This window comes from Psychrobacter sp. AOP22-C1-C5, from assembly GCF_052378885.1.
In the GTDB taxonomy this organism is placed as follows: Bacteria; Pseudomonadota; Gammaproteobacteria; order Pseudomonadales; family Moraxellaceae; genus Psychrobacter.
The window spans coordinates 118381-139967 of record NZ_JBQSYC010000007.1; the positions used below are offsets into that span (position 1 = coordinate 118381).

Consider the following 21587-nt stretch of genomic DNA (forward strand, 5'->3'; position numbering starts at 1 on the left):
TTTGATAATATGGTTTGTCTAGCGCCACGGCTTTGCCATCCCTAATACCCTTTAGGTTTACCGCTCTATTTTTACCTTCTTACTTGGATAACGCTCATGTTTAGTTGTGATGTTGCCTCTATCGATCTGACACCCCTACCTCTACTATCACGTGATACAGCGACAAACGCGTCACTACCAACGGACACCAATGCGTCCGAAAAATCGCTACTTGGCATTCCTGAATGGTTGACTCAAATCAATGACGATATCAGTCGCGCCCTTGAACGCGGTGTCAATATTCGTCAATTGGTCGCCGCCCGTGCCTGTGCTATCGATAGACTGCTCATCGCTTTATTTACTTGGTTTGAGCTAGATAAGACCGATTTGGCATTGTTTGCGACTGGCGGGTATGGTCGCGGTGAGCTGTCGCTGTATTCGGACATCGATATTTTGCTGCTCTACCCTGACGAGATGTCAGCTGATGTCAGTGGAAAAATAGACGGCTTGGTCGCACTATTATGGGATATAGGGTTAGAGCCTGCGCTCTCCGTACGTAGCGTGGATGACGCGTTAGAAGCCGCACTTGACCATACCATTGCGAGTGCTCAGTTAGAAGCCCGGCTCTTAATCGGCAATACAGCGCTGCGAGAAGTCCCTATTCAGATTGTCAATAAACAGTGGTCACCTCGCGCCTTTTTTGATGCAAAGATCGATGAAGCCAAGACGCGCTACTTGCAGCATAATGCGACAGAATACAATCTTGAACCAAACATAAAAGCGGCTCCCGGTGGTCTGCGTGATATTCATCTCGTTGGTTGGGTGACCAAACGCTATTTTCGGGTTAGTAAGCTCTATGACTTGGTACAACAAAACTTTTTGACAGAAAAAGAGTTTGATGAGCTGAGCTTTGCAGAAGGCTATTTATGGCAAATACGTCATTACTTGCACGTCTTGACGGGACGCAATGAAAACAAGTTATTGTTTGACTATCAGCGTGAAATTGCTCAATTGATGGGTTATGAGACTCAGCCAGATGACCAACCCAATGCTGCGGTTGAGCGTTTTATGCGTGACTATTATCGCTGTGCGATGCAGATATCGACACTGTCTGAGATGCTCATCAATCATTACTATGAGACGATCATAGAGCCGCATTTGCCAGATGCGGAGCGCCCAAAAAAACAGGCAATCAATGCCCGCTTTAACCAAGTCGGTGATCAAATCGCCATGTCACATCACAGGGTTTTTGCCCAGCATCCTGAAGCAATTTTAGAGATGTTTTTATTGATGGGTCAATACGGTATCAAAAACGTTCGCACGCATACCGTACGCGCACTCAAAATCGCAGCACGCGGTATCGATCAGGTTTACCGTGAGAACCCAGTTCATCAAGCCCTGTTTTTAGCCAATTTAAAAGAACAAAACTATCTGTTTCATCGCTTGCGTGCCATGAACCGTTACGGGGTACTGGGCAGCTACATTCCTGCTTTTGCGCAAGTTACTGGTCTGATGCAATATGATTTGTTTCATCGTTACACGGTGGATGCACATACTTTGTTTTTGATTCGGATTTTGCACCGCTTTACCGATCCGCGTTTTTATGAAGACTTCCCACTGGTCAGCTCAATCTTTCAACGTATTGAGCGCAAAGAGATTTTGGTGCTGGCTGCTATGTTCCATGATATCGCCAAAGGTCGCGGCGGCAATCATAGTGAGCTTGGACAAACGGAATCTGTTGATTTTTGCTTGGCTCATGGTATGAGTTTGGCGGATGCTAATTTAGTCGGCTGGCTGACCCGCTATCATTTGTTGATGTCGTTGACTGCCCAGAAAAAAGACATCTCAGATCCAGAAGTGGTCACCATATTTGCCAATTTGGTTGGCAATGTGACTCATCTCAATCACTTATATGTACTAACTGTTGCGGACATGAACGCCACGAATCCACAGCTTTGGAACAGTTGGCGGGCAACGCTCATGAAACAGCTATACTCGCAAACTCGGCGCATTTTGCGCGCTGATATAGATGCACCCACCAATCGTCAGGATATGATCAGCGCCACACGCAAACAAACCCTAGACATGCTAGACAACGTTAGTAATCAGCATATGAATCGTGATGAAGTATTGCGCCTGTGGGATGATTTGGGCGATGAGTATTTTTTGCGAGAGATTGCTGAGGATATTTTATGGCATACCGAGGCTATCTTGAACCACCCACCGATTGGGCTCGCTTCCAATGCCGATAGTCCGCCATTGGTTGTATTGCGAGAGCATCGGGAGCTGGCACTGGACGCGGTACAGGTCTTTGTTTATACCCAAGATCAGATGAACCTATTTGCGGTTACGATGGCGGTATTCGATCAGATGAATCTGGATGTATTGGATGCTCGTATCATTACAGCCACCCGTGATTTTGCTTTGGATTCGTATGTGTTGCTAGACCCTAGTGGCACGCTCTTGGTCGATGAAGACAGTCAGCAAGAGCTCAAACAGCGTCTGATTAATGCCTTTAAAGACCCGACGGTACTAAAACTTACAAACAAGCGTATTCCGCGCCAGCTCAGACATTTTGAGGTGACCACGGTGATTAACTTTGAGTTTAATGAAGCGTCAGACCAGCACATCATGAGCTTAGAGACACTTGATCAACCAGGACTACTGGCACGAGTGGGACAAGTGTTTTTACAAGAAAAAATCGAGGTGCACGCCGCTCGCATTACTACTTTAGGTGAGCGCGCAGAAGATATGTTTTATATCAGTGACCAAAATGATGAACCGCTATCTACAGAACGGCTTGATGCACTAAAATCTGCCCTAATCGCGAGTCTCAGTGCCCAAAAAGACACGAATGTAATTTAGTATTATTATCGAAAATCGATGCTTCTATCTTTCCCCATCAGGTAATTGATAGAAGCATCGATTGATAGGATAAACTGTTTTACACCATACTCTTATATATCATCTCGCTGGCATGTTCATTAAGTTCACCGTCAGCAAGATCTAATGGCAAAACCTTTGCGTTCAGTTTTTGTTGCGTCAACATGAGGCGTCCTGCATCGACTTCCTTTTGTAACAACGCATGTATGCTTGCCAAATGAAACTTTCCATCAAAATAATCATACACCTGTCGCAAGGATATAGGTGAGTTGGCATGTACATCTGGGTACAGACTGTCCTCTGCCAAGATGACCATTTCATTGAACGCCTCTTCACTGATCAGCTCATCATTATCAATCTTACGTTGCAACTTATTGGCTGATCGACCTTTGGCTCCTAGCATGATAATGAAAATCACGGTTTGTAAGATGAATAAAGCAATATATTGCCATAAAGGCAACACTAGGTTAAATAGGTTGCTGAGTAACATCAGCACCATAGCAACGACGACATAACTGACCAATTGCCACAGCAACCACATCATTAAGCTGTTTTCGCCGTACCAAACCATTTTTCGTTCTCTATGAATAAGCAGTTGCTGGCGAGCCTGCCACCAGTACTGCTCGCGCTGTTTTAATAGCTCGTATAATTGAGTATGATATTGATCACTATCAACGGTGTCGGCATTGATATTTTCAGCGCTGAGATCTTCAGTTTTTGAAACACTAGGCATATCAAGTTACCCTTAAAATGATTTATCATTGAGACTGACAGTGATTCTTTACATCGATACAAGCTATCTACTGATAAGCTGTATTTAGCGATATATTGCACTGCTAAATCTATAGCGACTCCATAACAAATGAGAATCTATTATTCGATAAATACACTGTCTAACCATGAGAAAAAGCAAAAAAACAAGAGAATGGCTACACTGCTAGAATGTAACTTTTCTTTATAACTTTATTATTAATTGTCTATTATAGTTAGCCTAATTATGAATCACAACTTGACCCATTTACACCCTTATCCTTTTGCCAAAATGGCGACATTACTCGCTGACAGCAAGCCGGCCCGTGCCTACAGCGAAATCAAACTGGGAATTGGTGAGCCAAAACACGCGCCACCCTCGTTTGTACTGGACGTACTAAGCGAAAACTTGGACAAAATAAGCCATTATCCAACCACTAATGGTCTGTTTGAGCTGCGTCAAACCATCTCCCACTGGCTGGAAAAGCGCTTTTTCTTGACTCATGTCGACCCCAACACACAAGTACTACCAGTGATGGGTACGCGCGAAGCGATATTTAGTTTGGTACAGGCGGTGGTCAATCATAAAGCGATTGGTAAAGAAGACCGTTCGCTGCCGTTGTCTGCGTCTGATGAGCCGCCTACCGTGGTGATGCCCAATCCGTTTTATCAGATCTACGAAGGCGCGGCGATACTGGCACAAGCGACGCCATACTTTGTACCTTGTACGCTCGACAATGACTTTAAAGGCAACTATCGCGCCGTGCCAAAGGACGTTTGGGAACGCACTCAATTACTGTTTGTGTGTAGTCCCAATAATCCGACAGGCTCTGTCATGACCATGGAGGATTGGGAATACCTGATTCGTCTGTCAGATCAATACGGCTTTATCATTGCAAGTGATGAATGTTATAGCGAGCTGTATTTTGATACAGCACCCGTTGGCTTACTGCAAGCTTGCGCCGCGCTTGGTCGTCATGATTTCAAAAACTGCGTCGTGTTTCACTCTTTATCTAAGCGCTCAAACTTACCCGGTCTGCGCTCAGGGTTTGTGGCTGGTGATGCCAACGTTTTGCAGCCTTACTTGCAGTATCGAACCTATCAAGGCTGCGCGATGCCAATACCGCATCAACTTGCCTCTATCGCAGCATGGCAAGACGAGAAGCATGTGGCACACAATCGTCAGCTGTATCAAGAAAAGTTTGCATTATGGATGTCTGAGCTTGGGGCGTTGCTAGAGTTACGCATGCCTGAAGCGGGATTTTACTTTTGGATAAAAGCACCTGAGCAGTTCGGTGGTGATGATGAGGTATTCGTCAAAGCGCTGTACGAGCAAGCCAATATCCATGCATTGGCAGGTCGCTATTTGTCACGCGAAGTTGACGGTCGCAATCCTGGGAAGGGTTATGTGCGTATTGCTTTGGTCGCTAGTGTCGATGAAAGCCGTGAAGCGATTGATCGCATTCGCCAGCTGCTTGGCGCATGAACAAGAGTAATCACAGATGACAGCAATAATGCTATAGTAATGTGATTCTTCAAACAGGTCATCAAGGATGATGCCATGCCCCATCTGGATTTTACTCAGCCACCTTTTGATGTATTGAGTCTGGCTGAACGCCAAAGCATTAGAAAAAACACTCAAATCCGCTACCTTGCCAAAAACGAGGACTTATCTGTCGAAGAGTTGCAGTATCTTTATGTGGTCATTAAAGGACAGATTGAGCAATCACTGGATGGTGAGTTCGTTGCTTCTTACTTGGGCAGCAACCACGCGGATGATTACAATAACAATGACTGGTTTGACAGTCGGCGCTTGCCTGAATCCTTGAGTAAGAATGAATTACAGCCAAACCATGAAAATAACACGACCGATAGCATCACACAGACCTATCAATTTCGAGCAGTCGAGGACACCTTACTGTTACAAGTCGCTGGAAATACCATCGATAAAATCAGCGCACAAAATCACCTTGTCCGTCAGCTATTGTCAGACAAGCTTCCTGAACGATTAAAAGCCTTACAACAGCGGCGACGTGGTAAAGCCCTCGACGCCTCTCACAATAATAATCAACAAGAAGTACAGCAAATCATGTTGCAGCCTGTGACGGACGTAACGTTGTTACCCGTACACATCGTCGATGCTGCTAGTAGCTTATTAGATGCTGCCCGTATCATGACCACAGCGGGGCTAAAACATGTGCTGGTACGGCCGATAGGTCATTCAAACCTTGATGCACCTCAGTCACATCGCCCAGATCATTTTTTAGGTATTCTCACCGATACCGATATTTGCCGCGCTGTGAGCGAGCAGCAAGATCCCATCACGACGCCTTGCCAGCGTTATGCCAACTTTAACTTGCGTACGATCAAAGCGAGTGACGAGATTGGCGATGCACTATTGAACATGACTCGCTACCGTGTTCATAGGTTGCCAGTCATCGACGCCGATGGTGAGGTTGCAGGCGTACTAGGACAAAGCGATCTGCTCGCTCATATCAGCCATCATTCTCAGCTCATTAGTATCCAAATCGAGCAAGCAAAAGATTTATCAAGCTTATATACCGCAGTTGAGCTGATCGGTCGCTATATTCGTGCTCAGCATCAAAACGGGGTAAAAATCGGCAATATCAGCCGCATGGTACAGACACTAAATGCGCAGGTATTTACCAAGCTTTGGCAACTCATCGTGCCTGAGGAAGTCGTCACAAACACATGTCTTATCGTGATGGGATCAGAAGGTCGCGGCGAGCAAATCATGCGAACGGACCAAGACAACGCGCTTATCATCCGCGATGATTATACTCATCCAGATTTGGCCGCGTTTGCAGAAACCTTTAATCAGCATTTGGCTAGTCTCGGCTATCCGCTATGCGACGGCAAAATCATGATGACCAATCCAATGTGGCGACAACCACTAAAACAGTTCAACGCGCAGATTGGCTTGTGGTTTAAAAACACCGATCCGATGCATGGCATCTACCTGTCCGCCATACTCGATGGTGAGTATGTCTGCGGTGATGAATCGCTACTGACACAAGTGCGTCAACACTTAAAGGTGGCCCATCGTCAGTCAGACCCTATGTTTGTAAGGCAGTTTGCACGTGCTGCCCTACAGTTCGGCGATGTCAATCAGTGGTGGCAAAAATTTGTGCCCTTACTAGGCGCCAAGTCAACATCGTCGGACATTGATTTAAAAAAAGCTGGTATCTTTCCATTAGTTCATGGCATTCGCACTTTGGCATTAGAAAATGACATCTTAGACGTTCCGAGCACTAAAGACCGTCTTAAAGCATTGGTACAAGCGCACGCCTTAAACCAAGAGCGCGCGGACACGTTATTAGAAGCCTTGGAATTCTTTATGGCACAGCGTCTATCGGTTGCCCTTTCAACCGATGATAGACATGCGCGGCAAGTCAATCCGATGACGTTAACTGCCCTTGAGCGCGATTTGTTAAAAGAATGTTTGGCTGTGGTCAAAAGCTTTAAGACACAACTTCGTCAGCACTATCAATTAGAAATATCATAAATATAAAAGTACCATAAAGGGATAAGCGGCGGATATGAGTTGGCTAAAACAGTTATCTGGCAAGTGGCAAAAGACGCAGTTACAACGTCCAAAGCTGGCGTCCATGTTTACCAAACCCCTTGCCAAACAATGGGTGGCAATCGATTGCGAAATGACGGGACTCAATCCAAAAAAACACCACTTATTATCAGTTGCAGCAATTCATATCAATGACAATACGATCGATACTGGCAATGGTATGCATCTGGTCTGCAAGCCACCTGTGATGCCAGACCGCGACACCATTGTTATTCATGGTTTGCGTACTGCTGATGTTGAGTATGGTATGAGCTACGATGAGATGCTGGCGCTATTACTGCCATTTATAGACAATCGGCCAATTGTTGGATTCTGTCCTCAAATAGATATTGGGTTTTTAAATCCTGTGGTCAAACGCTATATGGGCACGGCATTGCCCAACCAGGTGATTGACGTTCGTCAGTTATACAGTCAGCGCACGGGCGATCGTACTCAAGGTATTCCCACTCAGTCGCAGCGTTTGACCAATATTTTGGCTCATTACGGTATTCCTGAGCTGGGTACTCACGATGCTTATAATGATGCAATTATGACAGCAATGGCGTTTTTGCACATGCGTTCACGTTCGTGATTGGCCCAAAGCCATTCGCAGCAAAAAATGTTTATGGCAAAAACAATCCAGACCAAGGCGGCCGCCAAACCATCGCCTGTATCTACGCGAAAACAGCAACTCGTGTTACCATAGGCTGTTTTTTTACCTGACAGATAGACGCTCATGCAACCCACCTCTACCCGCGACCGCACGCTCAATGGTGACACCATTAGCCACACTGAGCCACAACCTTTTAATCACCTTTTACGAGCATTATTTCAAGCCCGCAAACACGTCTCTTGGTTTGCCGTATTGACCACGGCTATAGTGACGCCACTTTATGCACAAGCTGCTTTGCCTGAGGCCATACAAGCTGCCTTATTGCGAGCAGACTTAACAGAGGCGGATATTAGTATCGTCATCACGCCCGTCGGCGACAAAAACGCCAGTCATCTTCCTTTGCCCATTCAGGTCATCGATAGCAGTGGCGCGGCAGAGACGATAGCTGATGCGAAAGCCAGTAGCAAACACACGGCAGGCCATCATAGCGCCCTAACGACCATTGAGAAGCGCACGATCAAAAGGCATGAGCAAAAACTAAACGCTTATACGGACGATCCGTATACTTATCAAAGCTTGGAAAGTATGCCGACGCTCATTCCTGATCATCACTACTCAGCGACGCCCCAATCTGGTAACCAAGCCACACTTAACGATGACAACAGTAATAACAAAAACCAGAATACCAATACAGCCAGCTCATCAATCAAAATCTCGTTCTCCCCGCTGTTAAGTCATGAGTCTGATATCGCTCGTACGCCTGCCAGCACCATGAAGCTTGTCCCCAGTTTTATCGCGTTAGATACGCTCGGCGCAGACTTTGTGTGGCATACGCGGGTTTACCATACAGGCGTGATTGTCGATGATCGACTGTACGGCGACTTGATCATTCAAGGGAGCGGCGATCCAAAGATGACTCATGAGCGTTTACAACAGCTGCTGTATCAAGTACAAGCTTCTGGCATTCGTCACATTGACGGTGACATAATCATCGATAGCGCCATTTTTCACAATGTGACCAAAGATCCTGCCGCCTTTGATAACGATCCCCTACGTCCTTACAATGCCAGCCCTGATGGTTTTTTGGTCAACTTTAGTACCATCGGTATCAAGACTTATCCGGCGGGTAACGCTCAGGCCAATCTAGTTTATGAGCCGCAATTAGCAGATTATCAAATGCCAAGCCTCATAAATACGCGCTCAGCGGCTTGTGGTCAGGCCCGCTATAGCCTTGCGCCGCAGTGGCAACCCAATCGATTGGTATTAAATGCCGCTCTGCCAGACAGCTGCCAAGAGCATGCGTTTTATATTGCTTATCCTGATGCAAAAGTATTTGCTGCCCGCGTCATTGCTGCCAAATGGCAAGAGCTGGGTAATACCTTAAGTGGCCGGGTTATCTCACAAGAAACCCCTTATAATGCGGCAAAAAAGACAAAGCCTGCGCAAGGTTTAACCGCATGGACTATATCCCCGCTGCCTATTGTGAGCTATTCTTCACTAAATCTAAGACAGCAGATTTACGACATCAATCACTTCTCAAACAATGTCATGGCGGAACAAGTGGCGCTATCAATAGGCACTTATCATCAAGAAAACGTGACTAAAACAGACGCGGATAATGGCGAAAACAGTAAAAAATCCAATGGTCGAAATATAGAGGGTCAACAGGTTGAGAATAAGCCCGTTAGCCATAAAGCAAGCAGCTTATACCAATTTGGCAAACCGCCTACGACCGACTATCCTGTCGCTTTGCAGACAATCAATCAATGGTGGCAAAACAATCTAGAAACACCGCCACCGCATCTGACCAATGGCTCGGGACTTTGTCGCGACTGTACGATCACTGCTGACAATTTAAGCGAGTTGTTGACCTATGCATACAACCGCCCAAACTTCGATGCTTACGTCAACTCATTAGGCGTGGCTGGGATCAGTGGTACTATTACGGCTCATAGTGAGCGATTACCCGAGTCAGCAGCTATTGGTCGTGCGTGGATAAAAACCGGTACTTTAAACAACGTCACGTCGATGGCAGGATACGTCAAAGGGTTATCAGGACAGGACTATGTTGTCGTTGGACTGATCAATAGTAAGCAAGCGTTGAACGCTTATACTGCCAGACCCGTCTTAGATGTCATGCTTGACTGGACGGCGCAGCATTGATTCGTTTTTGACTTAGATATCTGTCTTAAATGTCTGTCTTAATATAGTCATTCCTTATGAGCCGTTCGTCATTCAGACAGCTTATTTAAAACACTGTTAAAGAAATTAAAAATTTTCCCTGTTTCCACCTTTATAAAGGTCAGCTTATGTTCCGCAAGACATCCACTATCAGCAAACCTAAAACGCGTTCAGGTCATGATGGATTGCCGCAAAACCATCCATCCGCTCCACCCAAGCTGGCACAATATATTGGATTTTTCACGATTGGTTATGTTCTTGCAAGCGTGATATTTATGATGATTCAAACCCAGATTGCGCTAAACTCACAACTGGTGACGGTACTCTCAATTATCGTTGGCGCTTATATCGCGGTATATAAGTTCATCAAACACCAGCAGCGCGCATTGAATAAAAGCGAGATCAATCGTTTGGTATTTGGCGGTGTCGCAGTCGTCTGGATTTTGACGGTTATTTATTTCTTGGGTATCTGGTTTTGGTTGTTTGATGCGGTGAGCCGCGAAGTATTGATTGAGATGACCCAGCAACAGCCGCTGCCACTGCTTTCATCCTTGGTGATGATCTTAGTCTTAACGTTGATTAGTGCTCGGATAAGTATTTTGGCACTCAATCACCTGCTAGATCCCAAACGCAAAACGGCATGATCCTTACTAAACGATGACTTAAATTTCATCAAACCATAATAACTTACTACAAAAACTTTCCTTTTAAAGCATAAAATCCGTTAGGCTGACTTTTCTCGTTAGTAAACGCTTAATAGTAGATTGTTTTACTTTTATCACAGGAGCGATCTTTATGGACATGCTTTTTTTTGACAACATAGACAAACTTGGGCGTATCGTACTGACAGCCACCATGGTCTATGTCCTAATTGTACTGGTGACTAAAGTTTCAGGAAAGCGCTCCACTTCACAGCTCAATAATTTTGATTGGATTGTGACTGTGATGATTGGCTCATTGGGCGCCAGTACCATTTTGCTCAGAGAAATCCCTTTTATCGAAGGCGCTTCCTCTATCTTGGTGCTCTACCTATTGCAGTTTATGGTCACCAAGTACGCCTCTATTTCACCGCAATTTAGCAGCTTTATTCTGTCCGAGCCACGCATTGTTTTTTATCAAGGACAGTTTTTGCCGGACGCGATGCGTGCCGAGCGCCTTACAAGGCAAGAGATGGAATCTGCTATGCGATCTGAAGGGATAAACAGTTTTGACGATGTGGAAGCCATCGTCTTTGAGTCTGATGCCAAGCTTAATATTATTCCAAAGCCAAGCCCAGATGACACTCACGACGGTCAAAATACAGAGCAATCGGTCTCAGAAACCATTGCGCCTTTAATGTAGGAAAAATGTAGATCGTAGGCGTTAAAATAAAAACGAAAGCGAGTACTAAAAGTAGACACAGCAAGCAAGAAAATATTATCTCAGCAGTACGATTATAATGGTTGTGCCTCTTGTATTTGGGATCAACTATAACATCTATAATTTATTGAAGTGGCAGGTACTATGAAAGTCAGAATTTTGAGTGTGGGCAATAAAATGCCCAATTGGGTACAAACGGGTTTTGATGAATATCACAAACGTATTCAACCCATGCTCACTACAGAAATCATCGAAATTCCCGCGGCAAAACGAGCAAAGAATCCTTCTGATGCCAATTTGGCTCAGTACCGCGAGCAAGAAGGTCAAGCGATATTGGCGGCGCACAATGCAACTGGGCGCGAGCAGTTGTGGGTGCTAGACGTCAAAGGCAAAATGATATCGACAGAGGGACTTGCGGACAAATTATCAGATGCCATGCAGCAAGGTGATGACATTGCGCTGGTCATTGGTGGCGCAGATGGAGTCTCGCCAGAAGTGCTGGCAAAGGCCGATGTAAAATGGTCACTGTCAGCGCTGACCTTGCCTCACCCATTGGTACGTGTGGTACTCATGGAGCAGTTATATCGAGCGATGAGTATCAATAACAACCACCCTTATCATCGTGGTAATTAAATGACACAAAAGCCTTAGTTTTACTCTGTAAATATCCCTAACAAAACAGATTGAAAAACTGGCATATGCCCTAATAAATGGAGCATGAAATATCTAAAACGTGCAGTACCCCACGCCTCTTATCCCAACTCTCAACATGACGAGCCTCATGTGAGTACGCCGCAGCCTATCACGGCTGCTGGCACATCTAGTGCTGCTCCTATGGCTGACAACGTGGCAAAGCTACCAGCACTGTTTATCTCTCATGGAGCGCCTACGCTTGCGATTGAGCAGTCTGCCACAACCAGCGCGCTGGCACGTATCGGGCAAAACTTACCCAAGCCGCGTGCCATCGTCATCATGTCAGCCCATTGGCAGTCAGCAAAACTTGAAATCAGCAGTAATCCACGACCCAAGACTTGGCACGATTTTTCAGGATTTGCACCTGAGCTATACGAGTTACAGTACCCCGTTGCGGGTCAACCAGAACTTGCAGAAACCCTTGCTCATCAGCTTACGGCACGCGGTATTACATGTAGTGTAAACCCGCTACGTGCTTGTGACCATGGCGTTTGGGCGCCGCTCAGACACTTATATCCACAAGCAGACGTACCTATCGTACAAATCTCATTGCCGCAGCATTATGACAGTGTCGCTTGCTATCAGTTGGGCGCGCAACTGGCACAATTGCGTCAAGAGCAAATCTTGGTCATTGGTTCGGGTAACATCACTCATAATCTGCAAGCATTACGCTGGCAAGCGGACAGCGTGGATCAGTCAGCCAAAGCGTTTAAGCTTTGGTTGCTACAGCAGCTAAAGACGGACATTCCAAGCGCGTTAGACTGGCAACAATACCCCGACTACAAAAACATCCACCCAAGCGATGAGCATTTGTTACCGCTGTTCTTTGCACTTGGTGCAGGTCAGCGAGTCTCGGTCGTGCATCAAAGCATGACACATCATAGCTTGGGTATGGATATCTATCGCTTTGATTAAGTAAGTTTTATCAAAGCGTTAGCAAAAATATAGAACTACTTTTCAAAAGCAGGTTTGGTAAACCATCCAGCTCGCTCTATCTCACCTGCCACGCTCAGTAACGTTGCTTCATCATTCATACGCCCAATCAATTGCATACCGATAGGCAGACCTTTTTTACTCATGCCTACTGGTAATGACATTGCTGGCAGTCCTGTGACATTGCCCAATAGCGTAAACGCCATTTTGCCTAGTACGGGTTGACTCAGCTTTTCAATCATGCCGGAGCGAAAGGCATGTTTGCCTACATTTATGCCTTTATTGAGCCAACCAGCACCCTGCATGAGCATCTCATCCATACGGCTTGGTGGCAACACGCCATGCTTAACAGCCGGTGTCGGTACCGTTGGACACAAAATCATATCGTACGTCTCAAGCATCAAACCTGTCTGATACTGACTGTGATGCCAACCGTGTTTGGCATGGGCCAAATCCACGGCCGACAACGACCGACCGAGAAGTGCCATATTGTAGGTCTGCAGCTCCAAGTTTTTGATGTGCTCCAAGCCAAAATCACGCTCGATATCGTCAATCGTAAAGGCCGTATGAGTACAGACTACGACCATAAAATCATGCCAAAACTGCTCGATATTGATATTGGGCTCAGCAGGTATCACACGATGACCCATGGCTTCTAATTGCTTTGCGGTCTGCATAAGTACGGCGAGCACCTCTTTGTCTACCACTGTATTGGCAATCAATGGCTGTTGGTGTAAGGCGATGGTTAATTGCCTAGGTGCGCGCATTGCTGCTTGCAAAAACGTCCCGTCTGGTGGGGTAACGATAAAGGGAGCACCGATTTCTGCGCCACTTGTGGCATCGAGCATGGCAGCGCTGTCTCTTACAGAACGCGTAATGACATGATCCGCAACTGCCCCTTCCCAGCCCTCTCCAAATTTGGGACCCACTGGATTGCGACCACGGCTTGGTTTTAATCCAAATGCACCGCACCAAGCGGCAGGAAAACGTATCGATCCACCTCCGTCGCCCGCGCCAGCCATCGGTACAATGCCAGCGGATACGGCCGCCGCGCTACCACCTGAAGAGCCACCTGAACTATAGCCTTTCTTAAAAGGGTTGTGCGTGACGCCATGTGCTTTTGGTTCAGTGGTAATAATCAACCCAAATTCAGGCGTGTTGGTTTTGCCAAAAGTGTTAACACCCGTAGCTTTCATGCGCTTAACAATTTCGCTATCGTTTTCTGAGATGATGTTGACACTACGACTGCCCATCGTTATAGGTTCACCCGCGAAGCTAAAGGACAAATCTTTGAGCAGATAAGGCACACCATTGAACATACCTTTTGGCAGTCCAGCTTGCGCAGCACTGTAAGCGCGTTCATCAAAACGGTGAATAATAGCGTTTAATTTGGGATTCAGAGTGTTGGCTTGCTGGACAGCCGCGGCCAATAATTCTTTGGCACTTACTTCACCTGCATTGACCAATGCTGCCAAACCTAAAGCGTCGTACTGAGTATATTCTTTAAACATAACTGACCTTCCTTGGTGAATAATTTTACTTAGTATATCGGGTTACTAGAGACTCAGACAGACACCTTCTCAATATTTGCTCGAACCGTTTTAAAATAAGCAATAAAAAAGCGAGCCACTCTCGCAACTCGCTTTTTTATTATATTTATCACTTAGTCAAACTGACACGCTATTACATCAACAGTTCACGCTTGCCACTTTTCCCCATTGAGCTGACAAGTCCTGCTTCTTCCATCGAATCTACTATGCGCGCGGCACGGTTGTAACCGATACTGAATTTACGCTGGATACTAGAAGCTGATACCTTGCGCGTCTCCATAATAAAGGCAACGGCGTCATTGTATAGACCATCGTCCTCACCAGAAGCATTGTTTGAGCCACCACCACTATTGCCACCTGGACTAGACAACTCAAAATTGCCTGCCATATTATCAATATAATCGGGTGCGCCGCGCTCACGCCACGCATCACAGACACGGTTGACCTCTTCATCGCTGACATAAGCGCCATGCACACGATCTGGCTCAATCTGCCCAGGCCCTAAGAACAACATATCACCATTACCTAGCATATCCTCAGCACCGCCACTGTCCAAAATCGTTCGTGAGTCGACTTTTGAGTTGACTCGCAAAGCCGCACGTACAGGAATATTGGCTTTAATCAAACCTGTGATAACGTCTACTGACGGACGCTGGGTGGCAAGCATTAAGTGAATACCTGCGGCACGGGATTTCTGTGCCAAGCGCGTGATTAATTCTTCTGCTTGCTTACCGACCTGCATGATCATATCGGCAAACTCGTCTGCAACGATGACAATCATTGGTAAGGTTTTCAGCTTTGGTGCTTGACTGATACTCACACTATCATTGGGTCGCCACAAAGGATCAAGCATTGGATTACCTGCTTTTTCAGCAGCGATGACCTTTTTATTAAACTCATTGAGTTTACGCACCTTGAGCAAACTCATCAGCTGATAACGGCGCTCCATCTCTGCCACACACCATGACAAACTACTGGCCGCCTCGGTCATATCAGTCACTACAGGCGTCAATAGATGCGGAATGTCATTGTAGTTGGCAAGCTCTAATTGCTTTGGATCAATCAAGATGAGACGCAGCTCATTTGGCGTGTATTTGAGTAGCATCGATAGCAGCATTGAGTTGACCAACACAGACTTACCAGAGCCAGTCGTACCTGCAACCAACATATGCGGCGCACGCGCAAGATCCGTGATAATCGGGTTGCCACCGATGTCTTTACCCATTGCCATACTGATTTGTGCTTTGGGGTCTTTGAACTTATCAGTATTGAGCAGTTCAATCAAACGCACCATTTCGCGCTGCTTATTAGGTACTTCGATACCAATATAAGGCTTGCCAGGAATCACCTCAACCACACGCAAAGACGCCATCGATAATGAACGCGCCAAGTCACGTGAAATACCCGTAACCTTGCTGGCTTTAATACCAGGAGCAAGCTCCACTTCAAAACGAGTCACCACGGGCCCTGGTATGGCATTGACGACTGCCGCTTTTACATTGAACTCTTGTAGTTTGATTTCTAGCAGCTCAGAGAGTTGTTCAAGCTCTGCAATGGTATAACTGGGCTTACGGTCAGGATCAGGCTTGTCTAGAATCGAGATCTCTGGAATGGGCGTTAGACTGCTGCGGTATTGAGCCGTTTGCATCGATCGTGATTTTTGACTAAACGCTGCATCATCGCTGATATGCGGCATGATAGGTGCTTGAGTTTCGTCATCAGCATCATCGTCTGGCATCATGTCAACAATATGATTGCTGCTATCGCCTTCTGGCACTGCAAAGCTTACTGCTGGCTTAGCTGCCGTGGCTGCTTGGGTATTCGTATTAGAATTAACCGCATCTACTGTCGGTGCAGCTTTCGGATTGGCGGGCGGCGTATTGGTCGGCGTCATATCAGCCACTGCTGGTACAGAAGCAAGTTCTGCGACTGGCGAAGTGATAAGTGTTTTAACGATAGTCGATGGCACGACATGAGGAGCAGCATCGCTATGCTTGCCCAAACTTTCAATTGTCTCAGGCTCTATATCAAAAGACTCATTCGTTGAGTCAGTCGCGTCAACTTGAGGATTAAATGCTGCTTCTTGGTCAAATAGAGCCTCCTGTTCAAATACTGCCTCTTGTACAGACAGCTCAGTGATGTCATCGGCCCAAGTACTGTCATCCGGCTTCGAAACGGTGGGTTTTGATGCGGTAAGTTCGGATACATCCGCGTGCTCTGCCAACCAAGCATTTGCCAATGCATCAACGGCTACACTGGTATTTTCTGATTTAGATAAAGTAGGCTCAGCGCTAACGGTTTCACTGTACACCAATTCGTCGGCAAATGGCTGGACGATATTTGTCTTTGGTCTGACAGTTGCTGGTGACGCAGACGACGCCGTTTCTGGAGTAGGTACTGTTAGCTCTTCATTTAGCAATTCATTGCTGCCAGTCTGAGGCCGTGAAGCGGTCGCGCCAGACTCAGTCATGCTCTGAGCGTGATAAGCCGCTTGCTCATTTGCCAATAAATTATCAACGGTATTGGCATCGTTCCATGCAAAGCTTGGCTCAACTTTGCGAACAGGGGCTGTGACAGGGTTCGGGTTTGTCGATGCATTCGTATTGATGCTAGTATTATTTACCTCAATGCTCGGTGCAGACGCTTCCGTTTCTAAATAACCTTCTGAATAGCCGTCTTTTTCATGACCAGCCAGTACCGTTTGGTTGGTCGCCGTGGCTTGCGTCGCCGCTGCTACAGAAGCTTTCACACTGGCAGTCAAGCCTGATTTTACCAAAAAATCTGACAATACATTGTTAAACCGACCGCTATTATCTACGGCACGAGCCTGCTCAGCAGATTGCAATGCGAGTGCCAACTGCTCATACGCTGGTCCTTCTTGAGCGGTGTTGCCGTCTTTTATTTTATTACCATCTGTACTTAATGCATTGTCTTTTTGCGTCGCTGACATATTATCTTTATTGTCATCGTTTTTCACACCCGAACCAAACCAAGACAGCGTCGTAATCTTCTGATAAATCGTCATCCAATGAATATTAAAAGCGAACGTTGCGGTAATAGCGACAAATACTGTCAAGAAAACCACACTCCCCCACTGTGACAACAACTGTGCCAAACGCGCTTGCAATTCAAGACCAATAATACCACCAGCGACTCCCTCAAGTGCAGTTGCCGTAGGATTAGTAAACTGCTGTACCAAAGCCACAATCTGTGCAAACAAAGCACTGGCGCTCAATAATAAAAACACGTAAGCGACCACGCGCATTAGCCAAAACGTGGGCTTATTGTCCCACCAAATCAAGATAGACTCATAAATCAAAAAGGCGAGCAGCCACCATGCGCCAAAACCAAAAAAACTATAGAGCAAATCAGACAACCATGCGCCTGCTTCACCGCCCATATTGTTGATTGTGGTCATGTCACTACTGATGTGCGACCAACTCGGGTCATTACCTGTGTACGTCATCAAAATGACAAACAGATAAACTGCCAGTATCAACCCAAGGAGGGTAAATATTCCTTTTTTCAAATACTCAATAAGCGGTGCTGATATCACGTAAGGTCTGCCTTGTTATTAATACTAAATGGTCGCCTGCGCATGACTAAGTCTAATCATGCTGACATAAAGTGCTGACTTAAATATACCTAGCGAAGTGTTTAACAGCCATTATCCGTCCTAACAACGGTAAATCACCGTTGTCTTTTGACCCTTACCACACTTGGCATAACTTCTTATAATAACAAATAGATAGGTATAGTGGCGACCGTCTTCTGAAGAAAGCATGTAAGAAAGTAAATCAACAGACGATTTGGGCACAAAATCATGCAATTGACAAAGACAGCTGACACGATACCACTAACAATTTTGTATAAACTCTATAAAATGACAACTATTTCTCACCGCAAAATCTTAAGATCATATTTCAAGGCAAGCATGCTTTGATTCTAGTGATGCCTATGTTTGTTTTAGCAAACTTGCACTTTTTGCCATATGCCCTTATGTTATTATCACACGGCAATTAAACAAACCAAATTCGTCGCATTTTTGAATACTGTCTTTTATTATATTTCTTATTCCCATTTTTAATTCGTATATTTAGCAAGGAACAACTCATGGCAACTGACAACACAGCCCCACGTCACGAAAAACTTATAATTTTAGGATCAGGCCCTGCTGGTTATGCTGCTGCCGTTTACGCAGCACGTGCTAACCTCAAACCTGTTATGGTCACAGGCTTAGAAGTAGGTGGACAATTAACAACCACCACTGAAGTCGACAACTGGCCAGGTGATGCTCATGATTTAACAGGTCCTGCATTAATGGAGCGCATGAAAGCACATGCCGAACGCTTCGGTACCGAACTGGTCTATGATCACGTCAATGAAGTGAACCTAAATGTACGTCCTTTTGAACTGGTGGGCAATAACGGCAGCTACACTTGTGATGCTTTGATTATCTCAACAGGCGCGTCAGCTCAGTACTTGGGACTAGAATCAGAAACCAAGTTCAGAGGTTTGGGTGTGTCTGCTTGTGCAACCTGTGATGGTTTCTTTTATAAAGACCAAAAAGTCGCTGTGATTGGCGGTGGTAATACAGCTGTTGAAGAAGCTTTATATCTCTCTAATATCGCATCTGAAGTGACGCTTGTACATCGCCGCGATGGTTTACGCTCTGAAAAAATCCTACAAGACAAGCTGTTTGAAAAAGTCAGAAATGGCAATATCAAGATCGAGTGGAATCACAAGGTCAAAGAAGTCGTTGGTGACGACATGGGTGTTAATGGCGTGATCATCGAATCAATGATTGATGGCAGCACCAAACCACTGGATGTGATGGGCATGTTTGTCGCCATCGGTCACAAGCCCAATACAGAGTTGTTCAACGGCCAGCTCGACATGAAAGACGGCTATCTTGTTGTTAATAGTGGCCTAAATGGTAATGCCACGCAGACCAGTATTGAAGGCGTATTTGCCGCAGGTGATGTGGCTGACCACGTCTATCGTCAGGCTATTACCTCTGCTGGTACAGGCTGTATGGCAGCGCTCGATGCTGAAAAATACTTGGATTCTATTGGTGAAGCAACAGCCAAAGACCACACTTATGCGTCAACGTTGACGGCTGATAAAGAAGCCTAAATGAGTAACCTCATTCAACTAACTGATAAAGACATCACGCCTGAGACCTTAAAAAGTCTTGGGCGTTATGACTTTCCCGACCCTATTTCTATTGACCCTGAGGGCATTGGTGTCGTTGCATTGGGCGGCGATCTGGCGCCCGACACATTGGTTTCTGCTTATGCGCAGGGGTTGTTCCCTTGGTTTAATGAGGACGAACCTATCGCTTGGTGGTGTCCTGAGCCAAGATGTGTGATGGTGCCGAACCAATATCAAGCGAGTAAGTCTCTACGCAAACAAGCAAAACGCGAGCGTTGGCAATTGACACTCAATCAGGCGTTTGACGACGTTATTCATGCCTGTAGCTTACCGCGCAGCGACAAACTCTCTGAGGGCGAGCACACATGGATTCATGATGAGATGATTGAGGCTTACACTGAGCTCCATGCTCAAGGCTTTGCCCATAGCATTGAGGTTTGGGACGATAAAGGACAATTGATTGGCGGACTTTATGGATTGAGATTGGGCGGCATATATTTTGGCGAATCCATGTTTCACCACGCTTCCAATGCGTCAAAGCTTGCCTTTTGGGGCTTGATGCGCTTATGCGAACAAAGCCATATAGGTCTTGTGGACTGTCAGTTACCAAACGATCACCTTATGAGCCTAGGTGCCACTACGATGGCTCGCGTTGATTTCCTTGCTCAATTAGATTCTCTGATAAGCACCCATTCAGTCAAATGGCAAAACGATTCACACAAACTAGTAGCTGTAGCACTACTTGACGCCTCAGATCCTTGGCAGCTTAAATCAAGCTAAATTCCACTGCTATATCGCCTTATTTATAGCTACTTACCGATGAGATTACCATGGTACCTGATACTTCTTTTTTATTGATTGGCACTTTAGCAAAAAAGGCCAATACTACCAAAGATACCGTTCGCCATTATGAGCAACTGGGCTTGCTAAAATCTCGTAAACGTCAAGCAGGCTCGCGTCTATATACTGAGTTTCATCCAGAGTGTATTGAGCGTATTAGGCTCATCAAAAGTGCACAAGCTACCGGCTTTACACTTACTGAAATTAAAGACAGCCTTAACGACTATTATGATGGGCAACTCGATATCGATTTGCAGCTGAATATTACTAAACAAAAACTGGCACAAATGCAAGAACAACAAGCCAATATCACTGTGATGGTGGAGCTGTTAAGTGAACGTATCGAAGTACTTGAACGTATTAAAGTGCTTGAGCATGTAGAAACAGGTAATGGTGCCAAACTGGATATCGAAACCTGTAGAAAAAAGTATCTGCAAAATGATCAAAGCCATCTTGATTGATCACTATATTTTCTTTTTAGATATAAACACGTTGCATAATTAATGCATCAATAGCAGACTGGCCTGACAATTGGTAATAGCCTGTACGCGTATGAATTACAGCAAAGTTTTGTTGTTTATATAGAGCTATTGCAGGAATATTATCTGCACGAACTTCTAGCAACAAACTCTGCACCTCACTGCACTGCAATTCATTATTTAATTCTACAAATAGCTGTGACGCAATGCCCTGACGCTGGTAGTCAGGATGAGTACCAATACGTAAGATTTCTGCTTGCTCAAACAGCATTTGATATAAACAGTAGCCAATTACTTTATGGTCAATAACGGTATCTAACAGTTGTTGATCATAGATTATTAGCAACTTAATACTGTCTTGTTCAAGCAAGCTCACCAGCGTCTGATACGTCCATGCATCGTACGGCTGGACCGTCGCTTCTATATCTGCGACCGCTTGAATCAAGGGCTGACATTCCACGGTAATCGTTGGTAACTTTCTTATAATAAACACAGTACAACCTTTTAATTTAAGGAGTTATTCTTTTATTTTACGAGTTCTATGAAAGATAGAGACCGTCATTTAATTATAGTATCAAACCACATTTTTA

Annotated in this window: 16 protein-coding genes; 12 read left to right on the forward strand and 4 right to left on the reverse strand. The window is 45.5% G+C overall.

All coding sequences use genetic code 11. From position 1 onward, the window contains the following. Positions 1–96 precede the first annotated feature (96 nt). A complete protein-coding gene (glnD, locus tag ACT3TH_RS10535) occupies positions 97–2844 on the forward strand; it encodes a [protein-PII] uridylyltransferase (protein ID WP_444755785.1) in 2748 nt (915 codons plus the stop codon). Between the two features lie 79 nt (positions 2845–2923). Here the strand turns inward: glnD and ACT3TH_RS10540 are convergent, their stop codons facing one another. Continuing rightward, positions 2924–3595 (reverse strand): hypothetical protein, encoded by a 672-nt coding sequence (locus tag ACT3TH_RS10540; protein ID WP_444755786.1) that lies wholly within the window; start codon positions 3593–3595, stop codon positions 2924–2926. A 264-nt stretch (positions 3596–3859) separates the two neighbouring features. On the opposite strand from ACT3TH_RS10540, the gene dapC reads away from it, so the two are divergent. The 8 genes from dapC to ACT3TH_RS10580 all read left to right on the forward strand — a co-directional run bounded on the left by dapC (position 3860) and on the right by ACT3TH_RS10580 (position 12956). Continuing rightward, positions 3860–5098, forward strand: coding sequence for a succinyldiaminopimelate transaminase (gene dapC, locus ACT3TH_RS10545; protein ID WP_444755787.1), 1239 nt, complete (start codon positions 3860–3862; stop codon positions 5096–5098). Positions 5099–5173: 75 nt separating this feature from the next. Beyond that, positions 5174–7138, forward strand: a complete 1965-nt coding sequence (locus ACT3TH_RS10550) for a DUF294 nucleotidyltransferase-like domain-containing protein (protein ID WP_444755788.1) — start codon at positions 5174–5176, stop codon at positions 7136–7138. A gap of 34 nt (positions 7139–7172) precedes the next feature. Further along, entirely contained in the window at positions 7173–7787 is a 615-nt protein-coding gene (locus ACT3TH_RS10555; protein WP_444755789.1) for a 3'-5' exonuclease, read from the forward strand. Between the two features lie 144 nt (positions 7788–7931). Then, positions 7932–9971 (forward strand): D-alanyl-D-alanine carboxypeptidase/D-alanyl-D-alanine-endopeptidase, encoded by a 2040-nt coding sequence (locus ACT3TH_RS10560; RefSeq protein ID WP_444755790.1) that lies wholly within the window; start codon positions 7932–7934, stop codon positions 9969–9971. A 146-nt stretch (positions 9972–10117) separates the two neighbouring features. Continuing rightward, positions 10118–10633, forward strand: a complete 516-nt coding sequence (locus ACT3TH_RS10565) for an ABZJ_00895 family protein (RefSeq protein WP_444755791.1) — start codon at positions 10118–10120, stop codon at positions 10631–10633. Positions 10634–10784: 151 nt separating this feature from the next. After that, positions 10785–11330 carry a DUF421 domain-containing protein gene (locus tag ACT3TH_RS10570; protein ID WP_444755792.1) on the forward strand — a complete coding sequence of 182 codons (546 nt, stop codon included), beginning with the start codon at positions 10785–10787 and terminating at the stop codon, positions 11328–11330. 162 nt (positions 11331–11492) lie between these two features. After that, positions 11493–11981 (forward strand): 23S rRNA (pseudouridine(1915)-N(3))-methyltransferase RlmH, encoded by a 489-nt coding sequence (gene rlmH / locus ACT3TH_RS10575; RefSeq protein ID WP_444755793.1) that lies wholly within the window; start codon positions 11493–11495, stop codon positions 11979–11981. Between the two features lie 201 nt (positions 11982–12182). Beyond that, positions 12183–12956 (forward strand): DODA-type extradiol aromatic ring-opening family dioxygenase, encoded by a 774-nt coding sequence (locus tag ACT3TH_RS10580; protein WP_444755803.1) that lies wholly within the window; start codon positions 12183–12185, stop codon positions 12954–12956. A 35-nt stretch (positions 12957–12991) separates the two neighbouring features. Here ACT3TH_RS10580 and ACT3TH_RS10585 read toward each other — a convergent pair whose 3' ends face one another. Both ACT3TH_RS10585 and ACT3TH_RS10590 read right to left on the reverse strand, forming a co-directional pair. Beyond that, the gene (locus tag ACT3TH_RS10585; protein WP_444755794.1) at positions 12992–14485 is read right to left on the reverse strand and encodes an amidase; all 1494 of its coding nucleotides are present in this window, start codon (positions 14483–14485) and stop codon (positions 12992–12994) included. Positions 14486–14657: 172 nt separating this feature from the next. After that, a complete protein-coding gene (locus ACT3TH_RS10590) occupies positions 14658–18080 on the reverse strand; it encodes a DNA translocase FtsK 4TM domain-containing protein (RefSeq protein ID WP_444755795.1) in 3423 nt (1140 codons plus the stop codon). 557 nt (positions 18081–18637) lie between these two features. On the opposite strand from ACT3TH_RS10590, the gene trxB reads away from it, so the two are divergent. The 3 genes from trxB to ACT3TH_RS10605 are packed head-to-tail and all read left to right on the forward strand — an operon-like array spanning position 18638 to position 20979. After that, positions 18638–19660 (forward strand): thioredoxin-disulfide reductase, encoded by a 1023-nt coding sequence (gene trxB / locus ACT3TH_RS10595; RefSeq protein WP_444755796.1) that lies wholly within the window; start codon positions 18638–18640, stop codon positions 19658–19660. Next, entirely contained in the window at positions 19661–20458 is a 798-nt protein-coding gene (gene aat, locus ACT3TH_RS10600; protein WP_444755797.1) for a leucyl/phenylalanyl-tRNA--protein transferase, read from the forward strand. It begins immediately after the preceding gene. Between the two features lie 50 nt (positions 20459–20508). Further along, positions 20509–20979 carry a MerR family transcriptional regulator gene (locus tag ACT3TH_RS10605; RefSeq protein ID WP_444755798.1) on the forward strand — a complete coding sequence of 157 codons (471 nt, stop codon included), beginning with the start codon at positions 20509–20511 and terminating at the stop codon, positions 20977–20979. A gap of 16 nt (positions 20980–20995) precedes the next feature. Here the strand turns inward: ACT3TH_RS10605 and rimI are convergent, their stop codons facing one another. Then, positions 20996–21490 carry a ribosomal protein S18-alanine N-acetyltransferase gene (gene rimI / locus ACT3TH_RS10610; protein WP_444755799.1) on the reverse strand — a complete coding sequence of 165 codons (495 nt, stop codon included), beginning with the start codon at positions 21488–21490 and terminating at the stop codon, positions 20996–20998. Between the last annotated feature and the right edge of the window lie 97 nt (positions 21491–21587).